Source organism: Epilithonimonas xixisoli (assembly GCF_004365655.1).
In the GTDB taxonomy this organism is placed as follows: Bacteria; Bacteroidota; Bacteroidia; order Flavobacteriales; family Weeksellaceae; genus Epilithonimonas; species Epilithonimonas xixisoli.
In genome coordinates, this window is sequence record NZ_SOEO01000001.1 from 1,389,863 (window position 1) to 1,405,109 (window position 15,247).

14 protein-coding genes are annotated in these 15,247 nt (G+C 35.6%); 6 read left to right on the forward strand and 8 right to left on the reverse strand.

The features are described from left to right. Positions 1 to 35: 35 nt before the first annotated feature. The 4 genes from gloA2 to B0I22_RS06445 all read right to left on the reverse strand — a co-directional run bounded on the left by gloA2 (position 36) and on the right by B0I22_RS06445 (position 3,371). Entirely contained in the window at positions 36 to 413 is a 378-nt protein-coding gene (gloA2, locus tag B0I22_RS06430) for an SMU1112c/YaeR family gloxylase I-like metalloprotein (protein WP_133943807.1), read from the reverse strand. 1 nt (position 414) lies between these two features. Beyond that, positions 415 to 1,338 (reverse strand): hypothetical protein, encoded by a 924-nt coding sequence (locus tag B0I22_RS06435; RefSeq protein ID WP_133943808.1) that lies wholly within the window; start codon positions 1,336 to 1,338, stop codon positions 415 to 417. Positions 1,339 to 1,372: 34 nt separating this feature from the next. Beyond that, positions 1,373 to 2,239: an ESP-1 family subclass B3 metallo-beta-lactamase gene (gene blaESP / locus B0I22_RS06440; protein ID WP_133943809.1), complete on the reverse strand. Its 867-nt coding sequence runs from the start codon at positions 2,237 to 2,239 to the stop codon at positions 1,373 to 1,375. A 76-nt stretch (positions 2,240 to 2,315) separates the two neighbouring features. Further along, positions 2,316 to 3,371: a diphosphomevalonate decarboxylase gene (locus B0I22_RS06445; protein WP_133943810.1), complete on the reverse strand. Its 1,056-nt coding sequence runs from the start codon at positions 3,369 to 3,371 to the stop codon at positions 2,316 to 2,318. 1,084 nt (positions 3,372 to 4,455) lie between these two features. Between B0I22_RS06445 and B0I22_RS06450 the strand changes: the two genes are divergently transcribed. From B0I22_RS06450 to B0I22_RS06460, 3 genes are all read left to right on the forward strand, one after another. Further along, positions 4,456 to 5,361, forward strand: coding sequence for an ABC transporter ATP-binding protein (locus B0I22_RS06450; RefSeq protein WP_133943811.1), 906 nt, complete (start codon positions 4,456 to 4,458; stop codon positions 5,359 to 5,361). Between the two features lie 57 nt (positions 5,362 to 5,418). Next, complete coding sequence (locus B0I22_RS06455; RefSeq protein WP_133943812.1) at positions 5,419 to 6,729, forward strand: ABC transporter permease; 1,311 nt, start codon at positions 5,419 to 5,421, stop codon at positions 6,727 to 6,729. Between the two features lie 131 nt (positions 6,730 to 6,860). After that, on the forward strand, positions 6,861 to 7,295 hold the full coding sequence (locus tag B0I22_RS06460) for a lipocalin-like domain-containing protein (RefSeq protein ID WP_133943813.1): 435 nt from the start codon (positions 6,861 to 6,863) through the stop codon (positions 7,293 to 7,295). Positions 7,296 to 7,332: 37 nt separating this feature from the next. Here the strand turns inward: B0I22_RS06460 and B0I22_RS06465 are convergent, their stop codons facing one another. After that, the gene (locus B0I22_RS06465) at positions 7,333 to 8,682 is read right to left on the reverse strand and encodes a DEAD/DEAH box helicase (RefSeq protein WP_133943814.1); all 1,350 of its coding nucleotides are present in this window, start codon (positions 8,680 to 8,682) and stop codon (positions 7,333 to 7,335) included. A gap of 239 nt (positions 8,683 to 8,921) precedes the next feature. Here B0I22_RS06465 and B0I22_RS06470 point away from each other — a divergent pair, with 239 nt between their 5' ends. Continuing rightward, positions 8,922 to 9,266, forward strand: a complete 345-nt coding sequence (locus tag B0I22_RS06470; RefSeq protein ID WP_133943815.1) for a hypothetical protein — start codon at positions 8,922 to 8,924, stop codon at positions 9,264 to 9,266. 17 nt (positions 9,267 to 9,283) lie between these two features. On the opposite strand, the gene B0I22_RS06475 is transcribed toward B0I22_RS06470, so the two are convergent. Next, the gene (locus tag B0I22_RS06475; protein WP_133943816.1) at positions 9,284 to 10,453 is read right to left on the reverse strand and encodes a sensor histidine kinase; all 1,170 of its coding nucleotides are present in this window, start codon (positions 10,451 to 10,453) and stop codon (positions 9,284 to 9,286) included. A 279-nt stretch (positions 10,454 to 10,732) separates the two neighbouring features. Here B0I22_RS06475 and B0I22_RS06480 point away from each other — a divergent pair, with 279 nt between their 5' ends. Continuing rightward, a complete protein-coding gene (locus tag B0I22_RS06480) occupies positions 10,733 to 11,599 on the forward strand; it encodes an aldose 1-epimerase family protein (protein ID WP_133943817.1) in 867 nt (288 codons plus the stop codon). Between the two features lie 82 nt (positions 11,600 to 11,681). Here B0I22_RS06480 and B0I22_RS06485 read toward each other — a convergent pair whose 3' ends face one another. After that, the gene (locus B0I22_RS06485; protein WP_133943818.1) at positions 11,682 to 12,227 is read right to left on the reverse strand and encodes a hypothetical protein; all 546 of its coding nucleotides are present in this window, start codon (positions 12,225 to 12,227) and stop codon (positions 11,682 to 11,684) included. Between the two features lie 86 nt (positions 12,228 to 12,313). After that, complete coding sequence (locus B0I22_RS06490) at positions 12,314 to 14,308, reverse strand: S9 family peptidase (protein WP_133943819.1); 1,995 nt, start codon at positions 14,306 to 14,308, stop codon at positions 12,314 to 12,316. 84 nt (positions 14,309 to 14,392) lie between these two features. Between B0I22_RS06490 and B0I22_RS06495 the strand changes: the two genes are divergently transcribed. After that, the gene (locus B0I22_RS06495) at positions 14,393 to 15,217 is read left to right on the forward strand and encodes a T9SS type A sorting domain-containing protein (RefSeq protein WP_133943820.1); all 825 of its coding nucleotides are present in this window, start codon (positions 14,393 to 14,395) and stop codon (positions 15,215 to 15,217) included. Positions 15,218 to 15,247: the final 30 nt, after the last annotated feature.

Below are 15,247 nucleotides of genomic sequence, written 5' to 3' on the forward strand. Positions count from 1 at the left end.
GATAATTGATGAATGATAAATGATTTTTCCAAAGTCTAATTCTCATAAAACTCCAGAGGCAAATTATCTGGGTCAGAAGTAAAAAAGAATCGTTTATCTGTGAATTCATCGATTCTGATTTCTTCACAATTCAGACCTTTTTCTACTAATTCATTTCTTTTATCTTCAACATTATCAACAGAAAAAGCGAGATGACGAAGTCCGCAACTTTCTGGTCTGGATGGTCGTTCCGGCGGATTTGGAAAAGAAAATAGCTCAATCACATAATGTTCTCCGATTGCCAAATCTAATTTATAAGACTGCCTCGCTTCACGGTAAACTTCACGAACGATATTCAAGCCTAAAACTTTGGTGTAGAACTTTTTGGAAACTTCGTAATCGGAACAGATGATGGCGATGTGGTGGATTTGCATTTTAAAAATTTTTAAATTCTTCTTCCAATAATTTTTTATAAACCTTTCTTAACTTCCTCTCAACTTTATCTTCTCTGAGATTCCTTTCAATTGTTATTGACTTCAGACTAAAAGAAGTTCCTGAACCACTTTCGTCCTTTTGCATATAAAACTGTATATTCTCTATAGTTTGGTCATCTAATTTCAGTTTATCAATCTTATAATCATTACTTCTATCAATTTCTTTTAGAATCAATTCTTTTACACTGTCGTTTGCAACCTTAAAGATTTCCTTATTATTGTTAAGATTTTTCTGATTTACTCTTACTGCTTCAAAATATCTCCATTTGTTTTCCGCAATAATTCTTGTCGTGTCTTTATATACATTGACGTTTCTTTTTTTAAACTCATCCAATAATTCTTCTTTTGTTTTAGGTATTATAAAAGATGTTGAGTTATCAAAAATCAAATTCCCGTTGTAAGGAACATACTTGTAATAATGTGATGGTGAAGTCGACATCAAAACTAAAACACTTGGAAAAACAAGAAAAACTGGAGACAATCTATTGATCACAACTGAATTAATTTTATCTTGATTTCTAAAAAAACAATATGGAATAACAAGAAAAAACAGCACAATTAAATCCGTATAATCAACAACTCGATGAATCGAAATCGGTGATATCACGTTATAGATTTCAATGAATTTTTCTGAATAAGGAGATTTCCAAAACGTAAAAAATAAGGCTGTAATATAAACAGAGTTTTGCTGAAGTTTTGGAAAGAAATAAGTTAGTAAAAATGGAAGTAAAACAATTCCAGCAACATCAGATAATTTTCCCGTAAACCAATTGTGAAAATGTAATTTCAAAAAATGGTCATTCAAGAAAAGAATAATCAGACTCAAAATAAAAATGATGTTGCAAAGTAGAAATTTATTCTTCATTCTTTTTTAATTTTAAAACGATGAATAATATGTTTTATTTCGATTCTTCTTTAACTTTCTCCAAATAATCATCTTCCAAATCTTTCAATCTTTTGAAATAATTTTCTTTATCCATAAACAGTTTTGGATTGTAAGCATCACCTTCTTTTCGTTTTTTGTGAAGGTCGAATTGGCTGGCGTGAGACGCGACCCAAACATCAAAATCCAGCTTTTTCATCGCTTCCAAAGTGTAAGCATAATCTTTTTGCATATTTGGATAAGCGTGAACATCAGAAAATTTGTGGTCGATGATAATGGAAGGCAGATTGGCAATCAAAACTTTGTATTTTCTGTTTTCATCTTTGGTTTCGAAGATAAAACTGCACGAACCTTTTGTATGACCTGGATGATGAAGCAAAGTCAAAGTCGTGTTTCCTAAATTGATTTTGTCATTATTTTTCAAAAGAAAATCGGGCGTTAATGGTTTAAATGTCACGCCATATTTCCCTAATTCATAATCTGACTTACCACCGGATTTCAGCTCTGCTAATTCTGCTTCGTCCACATAAAATTTTGCACCAGTTTCTGCTTTGATGTCTGCCATTGCGCCCATATGGTCAAAATGTGCTTGAGTCAAGGTTAGGATTTTGATGTCTTTGTATTTGAATCCGAGCTTCTCGATATTGGCTTTGATTTGAGGATAAGAATCTGCCAAACCGGTGTTGATAAGGATATTTCCTTTGTTCGTCACAATGAGATACGAAGCCAAATCATAAGTTCCAACGTAATATAGATTTCCGACAATTCTGAATGGTTCGTAAGATTGCGACCATTCTTTCGGGTTGTTTTTAGGCTCTGTTACAGTCTGTGCATTTCCGAAACAAGAGATGATTATTAGAAGTATTAGGGAAAGTTTTTTCATAATTTTCTTTTGTAAAAAGTAGAATGTAAAAAGTATTAAGTACATTTTACTTTGTACATAATACATTCTACAAAAATTAAAACCTCATCATATCCTTCACAACCCCACTTTTCTGAGTAAACGGAATCAATTCTCTAGTAATAAAATCTGTGATTCTTTTGTTATCAATATCATTTGGAAAAAGCAAATGAACATTCGCGCCTGCATCCAAAGTGAAGAACAAAGCCAAACCTGTGATTTTTCTGAATTCCCAGATTTTATTAATGACCTGCAAAGTTCTGGTTTGCATAAGGATAAAAGCTGGCTCACTCATCATCATCATTGCGTGAAGTGTCAGCGCTTCGTGCTCTACGAGTTTAATGAAACCTTCCATATCGCCTGTCGTGAGAATGGTTTTTAGTTTTGTGAAGTTTTCGTGAGCTTCTTGGAAACGTCTTTCGGCGTAAGGATTGGTGTTCATTAAGCCGTGACCAACTGTGGACGAAACGGATTTCTGACCTTCGTGAATCAGTAAAACCCAATCATTGAAGTTTTTGAAAATCGGATGAATCTCGTCGTTATTGTAAGGAACTGCGAACAAATCTGAACTCCCTTGCACTTCTTCGGTTTTTCCCCAAACTACCAAACCTTCGTAAAGACTTCTGGACGCACTTCCACTGCCCAATCTAGCTAAAAAACTTTCTTTTTTAGTTTTAAAGTTTGAATCAGAATTTCCTGAAAAGATATCATCCAGATTCATAAGACATTTTGCAATCGCGCCAAAACCGGATGCAGAACTTGCGATTCCTGAACTGTGTGGAAAGGTATTTTCAGTTTTGATGATGTATTTTCCTTTTAGAATCCAAGGGAGATATTGTTCGATGTTTTTGAAATATTTTTCGATTTTTTCAGCGAATTTTTGTTCTTCATTTCCTGATAGGAAAGTCTGAACCGAGAATTCTTCTCCTGCGAAAAACTCCATTGTTGTATTGGTTCTGCAATGGTTCAATGTGTAGCTGATGCTGGGATTTGCGGGAATCTGGTTTTCGTATTTCCCCCAATATTTGATGAGTGCAATATTGGACGGACAGCTTGCGGAAACCGCTTGGTTTGATATGTTGAATTGGGAATTTCCCAAAAATTCTTGAGTCATAGGTTTGGCTTTTGGCAATCGGTTTTTGGTTGTTAGCTTTTGTCGATTGGTTTTGGTTGGCTAATTTAAGAATTAATAAAGCTTTGTCAAAGTTGATTTTTGATGAGTTAGCCTTATTTCAAATCGAAAATTGGAATGGTAGATGAGATATCTCAACGTATCGCTCCTACGGAGCTTTCATTTGGCAGAAGAATTAATTTCTACAAACATTCCGCTCCTAAGGGAGCTTTGGTGAAAAATAAGTAATTTTTTAAATAAGCAATCTTTTTTGATGCTCCGTTAGGAGCAAAATGTTTGTAGTAAATGTAAATCCAAAAATGAAAGTACCGTAGGTACGACTTTTCTCATCATTTCTTAACATCTAAATAAACAAAATCCTACAATTTATATTTACGAAAAAATCTAATAATCTCGCTCCTACGAAGTTTTCATTTTTCAGAAGAAATAATTTCTAAAAACATTCCGCTCCTAGCGGAGCTTTGGTAAAAATTTAGTAAAAAAAACCAGCAAGCTTTTGATGCTCCGTTAGGAGCAAAATGTTTGTAGTAAATGTAAATCCAAAAATGAAAGTGCCGTAGGTACGACATTATTTTTCTTTACTTAGTTGTAAAACCTTTTCAGAATTGATTTAAAACTCCAAAGTATAAGCCTTGTCAAGGTTTTGAACCTTGACAAGGCTCTCGCCTCGAATCCCGATAATTATTAAAATTACAGAGAAAACACGTTTCGATAAGGTTTTGATTTATTTCGTTGAGCCGTTGATTCATTACTTTGAGGCATCTTCACGTGTTCATCCGCTTTTTCTGCAATTGAAGCCTTGTCTAGGTTTCGAACCTTGACAAGGCTGGAGCGATGAAAACTACTTTTTCTGTAACATTTTTAATATTTATAAACTAATTTTGTGGGGTTTTAAAAATCGTTGAAAAGAAAGACAAAACCTCAACATAGCCCCGATTGCAGTGGAAATCCTTTTTTGAAAAAAAAGATTGCAACGGAAAGCGGGAGACAATGGTGAACCGAAGTGGAAATCGTCTTGCTCCTCAATATTAATTATTCATTTTTAATTACAAATTACAAATTACGAATGCTGAAAGCTGAAAATATCAAAAAAACATACAACGCGGGGAAGAAAATTGCGCTTCAGGATTTTTCTATCGATGTACCGACTGCGAGTATTTATGGGCTTCTGGGTCCGAATGGTGCGGGGAAAACGTCGTTTATCCGAATCATTAATCAAATTACGCAAGCGGATGAAGGTAAGGTTTGGATCGATGGTCAAGAACTGAATCCGGAACACATCCGAAACATCGGTTATATGCCGGAGGAACGCGGACTTTATAAGAATATGACGGTGGGCGACCAGCTTTTGTATTTTGGAGAACTGAAAGGAATGTCCCGCGCAGAGGCACTTTCGCAGGCTAAGTTTTGGTTTGAGCAACTGAATATCGACCAATGGTGGAAGAAAAAACTGAGCGAACTTTCCAAAGGGATGGCGCAGAAAATCCAGTTTGTGGTGACGGTTTTGCACCGCCCGAAATTGTTGATTCTGGATGAGCCTTTTTCGGGTTTTGACCCTGTGAATGCGAACCTCATCAAAGACCAAATCATCCGTCTGAAAAATGAGGGGACAACCATCATCTTATCGACGCACCGAATGGAAAGTGTGGAGGAAATGTGCGATTTTGTGGCGCTCATCAACAATTCTAAGAAGGTTTTGGACGGGAAAGTTTTTGATGTTCGGGAGCAATTCAAGCAAAATGTTTTCTCAGTGGTTCTGGCAGACACGAATTCTGAAAGTTTGGAGGAACTGACGAGAAAATACCAAATTGAAAATATGACGACCAACAATGGTTTGTTTCATTTTGAACTGAAGAATTCTGAGAATCAAAATATTTTGCTTCAAGACTTGGTGAAAACGGGAACGATACGGACTTTCAATGAGAAAATTCCTAGTATGAATGAGGTTTTTATTAATGCGGTGCAATCATAATTGATGAATGATAATTGATAAATGATTTTACATAGTACATTTTACTTTTTACAATAAATGAAAAATATATATTTAATTACAAAGAGAGAATTTTTGACGCAGGTCAAGAAGAAATCTTTTATTCTACTCACTCTTCTAGGTCCTTTATTGATTATTGGATTTGGGGCTGTGATTGGCATTATGTTCAAAGCGAACGAAGCCGAATACAAATTTGAAGTGGTTGATAAAAGCGGAATTTTTGCTGGTCAACTGAAATCTACGAAAGAGATTACTTATACTTTTGTCCCGACCAGTGCAGAAAATGCGTTGGTTAAAAACCTAAAAGAACTGAAAGGAAGCGACGGAATACTCATCATCCCGGAACTGAAAGATAATAACTTTGAGACGCTGGAGAAAGGGACAAAACTCTTGACCAACAAAAAAATAGGTGTTGACACCAAGGTTTCCGTGGGTTCTGACCTCAGCGATATTCTGAAAAAAGAGAAAATAAAACTGTTGGGAATCTCGGAGGATAAAATCGTGAGTCTTGATAAAAATTTCAAAATCATTTCTCAAAATGTAACAGAAAGCGACCGCCCGGAAAGTGACCTTGCTTTCGGAATCAAAACCGCGCTGAGTATGGGATTGATGTATGTTGTGTTTATGTTCATCATCATCTACGGCGTTCGTGTGATGCGAAGTGTTTTGGAGGAGAAAAACAACCGTGTTGTGGAGATTATTATTTCGTCTGTGAAACCTTTTGAGTTGATGATGGGGAAAATATTGGGTGTAACTTTGGTGGCATTGACGCAGTTTATCGTTTGGATTGCGATGACCGTGACAGCAGCAATTTTCCTGAATACAGGATTCTCAGCGATGCAAAAAAACATTCCCGCTGGACAAGAAAATGTGATGAAAAATCTGGACATTCAACAAATTGCGACGGAAGTTTCGCATATTCTTTTGGATATGAATTATGTTGGAATTATCAGCGTTTTTGTGTTCTTCTTTTTATTTGGCTATATTTTTTACAGTTCGATGTACGCAGCAATTGGAAGTGCGGTGGATAATGAAACTGAGACGCAGCAATTCACTTTGTTTGCTGTGGTTCCATTAATGCTGGGACTTTACGGAAGTTTCACGATTATGAACAATCCGGATGGGCCGATGGCTTTTTGGCTGTCCATTATTCCGTTTACTTCGCCAGTTGCGATGATTGCGAGGATTCCGTTTGGTGTTCCGCTTTGGGAGATTTTGTTATCTATTTTCCTATTGATTGCTTCTACGCTGTTGATGGTTTTCATTGCGTCGAAAATTTACAGGGTTGGGATTTTGATGTATGGGAACAAGGCGACTTTGAAGGAGATTTGGAAGTGGATTAGGAACTAAATCAATCAAAAAAACTTATATCTAAAGTGTCAAAAACTTATGTTTTTATAAGTTCATAATTTTTTATAATTTCATTAAAATGATATTGAAAATTTTATTTTATTTGCAAATAATTAAAAATTTAATATATCATGAAAAAATTAATCTTATTAGCATCAGTTTCCCTGTTTGCTTTCACATCTTGCAAAAAAGACGATGATGAAGAAACAAATTCCATAGGTGGAGATTGGAAACTAAACAAAACGGAAATTAAATATGGAAACGGATCTTCCGAATCTGAAACACCAAACACTTGTGAGGCGCAGACAACATTTAGTTTCAAAAATGATAACAAAGTGACTTCTAAAGTTTATTATAATGATGGAACACGTTGTATAAGTGATACATACACAGGAAACTACTCGTATGACAGCGATTCTAAAATATTAACACTGACAGAAAGTGGAGAAACTGACACATACAGTGTTACCACGCTTACATCTTCAGAATTTGTACTTCTAAGCGATAGTGACGACTACGATGGCGATGGAAAAGTTGACAGAGAATATCTACACTTCAAAAAATAATTCAAAAAAAGAGATTCCAAAATTGGAATCTCTTTTTTTATTTCTTTCTCTTAGCAATCGATTTCTGCTTTTGTTGAGCTCTATTCGCTCCAAATTTTTTCGGTGCTTTTCGCTTGCTTGGCCCGCCCATATTGACTTTCTTGTTCTTGTCTTTTTTCTCGTGGAAAGCAGATTCGCCTTCGTTGAGTTTTGCGTTGGTCAAGAATTTCATCTTCACTTCTTCCTGTTCCGATGAGATTTTTACTTTAGAAATCGTCACTTCTTCTGGGAATTCGGTTTTATTGATTTCTTTGTCCATCAACAGTTCGATGTCAAGAAGTTGTGCTTCTTCTTTTTTGGTGTAGAAAGTCACTGCAATTCCATCTTTATCAGCACGACCGGTTCTACCGATTCTGTGAATGTATTGCTCCGGAACTTCAGGAACTTCGAAGTTGAAAACGTGCGAAATATCCGGAATATCCAGACCTCTCGCCATAATATCCGTGGTGATAACACCTCGCAATTCTTCATTGGTGAATTCCTGCATCACTCTCAAACGGAAATTCTGAGACTTATTGGAGTGGATGACACCAAATTGGTCTGGGAATTCGACATTGAGTTTTTCGTATATTAAATCGGCGTGTTTTTTATTATTAGCGAAAATTAGAATTTTTTCTAAATCCGTTTCTGTTTTAAGAAGGTGAATCAATAAATTCAGTTTGGTGTTGAAGTTCTCAACAGGAACTGCAGATTGTGCAATCTTTTCCAAAGGCGTTCCCGACCTTGCCAATGAAATCTCGATTGGACCAGCGAAATATTCGTTCAATAAAGCATCTACAGCATCGGTCATCGTCGCAGAAAAAAGAATGTTTTGTCTTTTCTCTTTCATCATTTCGAAGATGTGTGTCAGTTGTGGACGGAAACCAAGATTCAGCATTTCATCAAATTCATCTATGATTAATTTGCCCACTTCCTTCAAAGAAATTGCATTGTCAATCGCCAAATCCATTACTCTACCCGGCGTTCCCACCAAAATGTCGCAACCGTCGTTGAACAATAATTTTTGAGTATTGATGTTTTTCCCACCGTAGATTCCAATGACTCTTGCGGTCAGATTCTCCGTCATTTTTGTGATTACTTCTGTCACCTGCACCACCAATTCTCTGGTTGGAACCAAAACCAAAACCGTTGGGTTTCCTGTTTTGTTGTACTTCCAAGTTTTAAGAACAGGAAGTGTGTAAGCCAAAGTTTTACCAGTTCCAGTTTGGGCAATTCCCATCACATCGCGTCCAGAAAGTATCGGCCCGATGCTTTTTTGCTGAATAGGCGTTGGTTCAAAAAGGTTGAGATCGGCTAGAACATCCAGAATCTTTTCCGGTAAATCGAAGTCTGCAAAAGTGGTTTTCATCTGAATTTATTTATTTTTTCAAAGGTCAGATGGTGCATCCATAATGGTCTCCTTATCTGCTATAGACATTTTGGAAGATGGATGGATCATCTGGGAAAATTTATTTTAAAGTAATATAGAGAAACGTAGAAATTTGAATTTCTTTTCGGTTTCAATCGGCAAAGATAGGGATTTTGAAATCAAGGGGAATTTAATTCAATTTAAACTATTTTTTTTGTTAATTTGAATAATTATATTCAATGAAAAATAATCAAAAAGAAAAATTCAAACTAAATAAACAGCAAAGGATTTCAATATTAGTTGTTGTTTTTTCTTTATTAATTTATCTCAATAGAAACGTTTTGATTTACAGAAATATCATAACATTTTTAGAAACAAAAGAAGTTTATGCCAAAATAATAGACGAAAAAGAAGGAAGTCGAGGCTCTCATCTCACAGGTTTTTTCACATACTATTATGAATTTAAAGCTAAGGATGAATTGTACAAAAATCCAAGCTACAATGAAAAATTCAAAATTGGCGACAGCGTTTTAGTAATATATTCTACAGAATTTCCTTTTATTAATAAAGTTAAAAGTGAGTAAATAATGTAATACTATTTTTAATTTGCTTTCTGCTCTTCCCTCAAAACAATCCTAAAAGTCGTTCCTTTTCCCACTTCAGAATTTGCAATTTTCACTTCGCCTTTGTGATATTCTGTCACAACTCTTTTTGTTAAAGAAAGTCCCAATCCCCAACCACGTTTTTTGGTAGAAAATCCAGGTTTGAAGGCATTTCGGATTTGTTGTTTTGTCATTCCGCTTCCAGTATCGGTGACATCGATGTAAACGCTTTTATTTTTTTTGTAGAGTGAAAGTTCCAATTTCCCCTCGCCTTTCATTGCATCAACAGCGTTTTTTACGAGATTTTCAATTACCCAACTCATTAGAATTCGGCTGTGTGGAACAAGAACAGGCTCGTAAGTTTTTCTTAAAGTGAAATCAACTTTGGTGGAAATTCTTGACTTTAAATAATCAAAATTTTGCTGAACTGTTTCGTTTATATCAAGGTCATTCAAAGCAGGAATTGAACCTATTTTGGAAAATCTTTCGGAGATGGTTTTCAGTCTTTCAACATCTTTTTCGAGTTCTTTTACGCCCAAGCCATTTTCGTCTTCCAGCTTCATAATCTCGACCCAACCAATCATTGAGGACAATGGTGTTCCAATCTGATGTGCCGTTTCCTTTGCCAAACCAGCCCAAACGAAGCCTTCGTCGGTTTTCTTCAACAATCGCAAAAACCAGAAAGAAAAGACAAGATAAAGCGAAATGAATAACGCCAATAGATAAGGATAAAATCGAAGATAATTCATCAAATCAGAATTATCATAATACAGATATTGGTTGTTAAAATCGGGCAATTGGATCTCGAATGGTGGATATTTGTTTTCCATTTCGGCCATTTTTGCCTTTAATCTCTCCTTGTCTTTTAGGATCTCATCGGAAATTCCTCGACTTTCCAATAGGTTTCTGTTTTTATCTGTGACAATGATTGGTAAATCCTGATTTTCATCAACCACATAAAAAGCCAATTCTGTAATTCTGGAATCAATCTCAGTGTCTTGAAGATAGCGCATCGCAGTCGCCAAAGTCCTGATTCTCTCGGTTTCCTTTTCTCTAAGATGTTTGATGAGGAAAAAAGATGACAGCGCAATTCCGGCAACAATAAACGTCAGGATGAAATAAATTACCCAACTGTTGATCCTTTTAAGAAAATTAAAACCTTTAATCATTGCTTATAAAACGGCAATTTAGGAATTTATTGTAAAATGGGATGAGAGATTATAGATTTTTAAAGGACACACTTTGAATTAAAGAGATTAATGTAGATATATTTGTATTCGATTAACAGTCTTTTAAAAAATTAATTAAAAATAGAAAGTGTAAAATTCAAGCTTAAAAAGATAAAATAGGATTAGCTATTTTACCTTAAATCTACATTGAAACTATGTGCCTATGTGGTTAATAAAACTTTTCAATGTAAATTTAAACATTCTCTAAACTTAAATACAATGATTACGATTCAGAATAAAAAACTAAAAGCCAGCTTCAACGAACTTGGTGCAGAACTGGTTTCGCTCATCAATCTTGAAACCGGAAAAGAAATCATCTGGGAAGGAAATCCTGATTTTTGGGGTGGAAAAAGTCCTGTGCTTTTCCCGACGGTTGGCGCTTTGAAGGATGACTCTTACATTTTCGAAGACAAAACTTATGAGATGCCAAGACACGGTTTTGCGAGAAGAAAATTCTTCGAAGTGAAAAATTCATCTGAAAATGAAGTTGTTTTTGAATTGCATTCTGATGATGAAACTTTGAAATTCTATCCTTTCGATTTCAGTTTGGAAATCAAATATACTTTGATTGAAAATAAGTTGACGGTTTTCTACAACGTGAAAAACACTTCTGAAAAAGAACTATATTTTTCCTTAGGCGCACATCCAGGATTTGCGATTGACACCAAAAATGGATTGAATTACAATGATTACGAAATTGCTTTTTCTGATGATGAAAAACTAGAAATCCATCCTTTGATTGATAACCTCATCAGCAATGAAACTCAAACCATCAATCTCGAAAACAAAACACTTCCACTTTCCTACGAACTATTCTCAAAAGATGCTTTGGTAATGACGAATATGAAAAGTAAAGAATTGATTTTGAAAAATAATCAAAACAATCACAAAGTTATTTTCACATTTTCCAACTTTCCTTATTTCGGGATTTGGTCAGCGAAGAATGCAGATTTTGTTTGTTTGGAACCTTGGCAGGGAATTGCAGATTTTGAAAATCACAACCAAGATTTTACTCAGAAATTTGGGATTTTGAAATTGGAAAGGAATGAGGATTGGAAAGCTAATTGGGCGGTTGAGATTGAATGATTTTTCATCACAAAGTCGTAAAAAACAACCCCTTCAGAGTTTAGAACTCTGAAGGGGTTTTTATCTTAATTAAAAAATAAAATTATTGCTTATCCAACTTGTTCCAATATTCCAAAATTTTACTTTGAATATTTTCAGGCAATGTTTTGAAATTGTCTGAGTAAACATCTTTCGTATAACCACTTTCTGCAGAAGTCGAAATTTCATAAAGCTTATCTTTCTTAGAAAAAATCAAATGAACAGATTGTTGTTTTAGATCATAATCGTTCAAGGCGTAGATAAATAAAGCATCGATGCTTTTGTCTTTGTCATAATCTGCAAAAGCTTTTCGTTGTCCCCAAGCGCTTAAAATCCCATCGTGGGTCATCTGCTTTTTGGCAACTACTTTCCATTTTCCATCTACGTTTGTAAATCTCTGAAATGTCATTTTATCGGGTTTTGCGCCTTTTTCGATTTTAGAAAACATAAAAACATTATCCTCGTTATCAGGAGAATTGGCTTCGTCTACTTGTAGAATCCTTGTCCCTTCGTAAGGTAAGTTTTTGTAAGAATCTGGATGTCTTACGACGTTGGAAACTTGCGCATTCATCAAAGTTCCGATGAAAAGCATTGGTAATAAAATTTTCATATTCGTGTTTTTTTATATTCAGCTAAAATAAAAAAAATGCAGATGATAAATCAACTGCATTTCAATTTTTAATTATTATTTCTTGATTATAAAGTTTCTTTCAACCATTCGAAAAATTCTCTTTGCCAAACCAAACCGTTTTGCGGATGCAGAACCCAGTGGTTTTCATTCGGAAAATAAAGGAATTTGGTTTTAAGACCTTTCAGTTTTGCGGATTGAAATGCCATTTGACCTTGCTCATAAGGAACTCGGAAATCTATGCCACCTTGGATCACCATAATTGGCGTGTCCCAACGATCCACGTGATTGATTGGGTTGTATTTCGCATAAGCCTTTTGCATTGGCTTGAACCAGTAAGAACCTTTTAAATCCCAATCTGCGAACCAAAGTTCCTCAGTGGTTGCGTACCAAGATCTCATATCAAACAAACCGTCGTGCGCAATAAAAGTTTTGAATCTGTTCTGATGAATCCCAGCCAACATAAATACTGAATATCCACCATAACTTGCGCCAACAGCCGCCATTCTGGAACCATCTACATAAGGCAAAGTCTTGGCAAAATCTGCCGCCGACAAATAATCTCTAATCGGTTGTCCACCCCAGTCGCCACTGATTTGCTCATTCCATTCTACGCCCCAGCCTGGCATTCCTCTTCTATTTGGTGCAACTACAATATAATCGTTGGCTGCCATCAAAGCGAAATTCCATCTTGTGGAGAAAAACTGTGTCAATGCAGATTGTGGTCCACCTTGACAATATAAAAGCGTCGGATATTTTTTATTTGGATCGAAGTTCGGCGGATAATGGAACCAAACGCCCATTTCTTTTCCGTCCGAAGTTTTTACCATTTTCAGTTCAGATTTTCCTGCTGTTAATTTGGAATAATTGTCTTTATTAATATCAGTGATCTGTTTTAGAGAACCTTTAGAATCTACTTCAAACAAATCTGCATTGTGATTGATGTCTGTTTTTGTGATCCAAAGTTTTCCTTTATTCTCGATGAAAATTTCATTAATATCAAAATCACCTTTTGTAATTTGCTTTACTGATTTGTTTTTTACGTCAACAGAAAATAATTGTTTTGTACCTCGGAAAGCGGCAGTAAAGTAAACAGATTTTGCATCCTGACTCCAAGCAATATCGCCTGTAACGCTCTCGTCCCAAGCTTTGGTCAAATTGGTTTTGGATTTCGATTTCCAATCCATTACGACGATGTCATTTTTGTCCGCTTCGTAGCCATCTCTTTCCATACTGAGCCAAAGCAGCGATTTCCCATCTGGACTGAATTTCGGATTTACGTCGTAACCCATCATTCCTTCAGAAAGATTTGTGGTTTTTCCGGAAGCAAGATTGTATGCGAAAATATCGGTGTTGGTGCTTCTTGCATATTCCTCGCCTGACTTTGGTTTGGTCACATACAGCAACTCCGAAGAATCCGGACTCCAAACGAAATCTTCCGCTCCACCAAATGGTTTCTGAGGAGAATCGAAAGGTTTTCCTTCCAAAAGATCTTTAGCCTTGTCTGCAGATTCTGAAATATTCACCACGAAAACGTGGTTGTAGGAACCTTCATTCCAAGCGTCCCAATGGCGGTGATTCAGGTCTGTGTAAATCTGTGCTGTGGTTTTTGGCAAATCTTTGTACTTGTCTTTCCCCATCAAATTCTCGATGTGAACGGCTTTGCTGAACGCTATTTTTTTACCATCTGGAGAAATCACGATGTTGTCAACTTCGCCAACGTTATAGAATTCTGACCAAGTTTTCCCTGAGTCTTTTGATAGATAAATTTGATTTTTCTCTAAAGCATAAATCCCGTTTTTATCCCACTGAATCAAGCTTTTCTTTCCAATATCCAATTTTGAAGATTTCCCAGAAAGATCCAACCAGAATGTTTCGGAATTAGACTTTTCGGTTTTAAGGTCTGTCTTGCTGACTTTATAAATCAGTGATTGATGATCCGGAGAAACGGACTGCACACCCAAACGATTGAGCGTCCACATCGTTTCCGCAGTCATTACCTGTTGTGCATTCATCATAAAAGGTGTTGCTGCCATTGCAACTAGGATATGTTTAAATTTCATTTTTAAATTATTGATTAAAAAAACTCGGACGAAGTTATTAAATTATAACGTAAATTTGGGTTGAACCATTTAAAAACTAATCTTATGAAAAAACTTTTACTATTTAGTTTGATGATTGCTTGCCAGTGCTATTTTGGACAGATTAGCTTTCAACCTACAGGAAATCACAACTTCGAACCTTATGTGGCAACCATTACTGGAAACGGAAGAATCTATTACACCACAGATGGATCTGAGCCTACGAATAATTCGCCATCAGAAATGAATAATGTGAGCATCAACATTACTAAAACGACTGTTTTGAAAGCAAAATTGACAACTGGACAAGTTTACAGTAGAACTTTTTATTATGGCCCATTTCCAGCCAAAACTGTTTATTTCAAAGCGCCAACCAACTGGAGCTCGGTTTGTTCGTTTGCAAACTCTGTGGATCCGCAAACCACGATTGACATTTGGGGACCGGGAAATAATATGAAACCAATGTGTGAGGGCTGGTACAAAAGCGAACTTGCTTTTTTTATAGGTCAGGTAGACTTCAACAACTGTTTGTTTCCTGCACCACCACCAATTTATCAATATTACAGTGTTGTAACAGAGGATACAATTTTCTATGATTATTCCGCAGGACCAATTACAAATCCGCCAGCTTGTTTGTTGGACGTGAATGATCCTTCTAAAAAAGTTGCTGTTGTAAAGATTTTTCCAAATCCGGTTCAGGATTATGTGAATATAGAATCTGAGAAAAACTTTGTTTCTTACGAAGTGGTGGACACCTCTGGAAAATTGATTCTTAATAAAGATTTTAAGAGCAATCAGATTGATATTAGGAATTTGAAATCAGGAATTTATTTCATCAAACTGAAATCTTTGAATAGTGAGACCAATATTGTAAAATTTATTAAGAAATAAGTTTTATTATTGATTAAAATCCATATATTT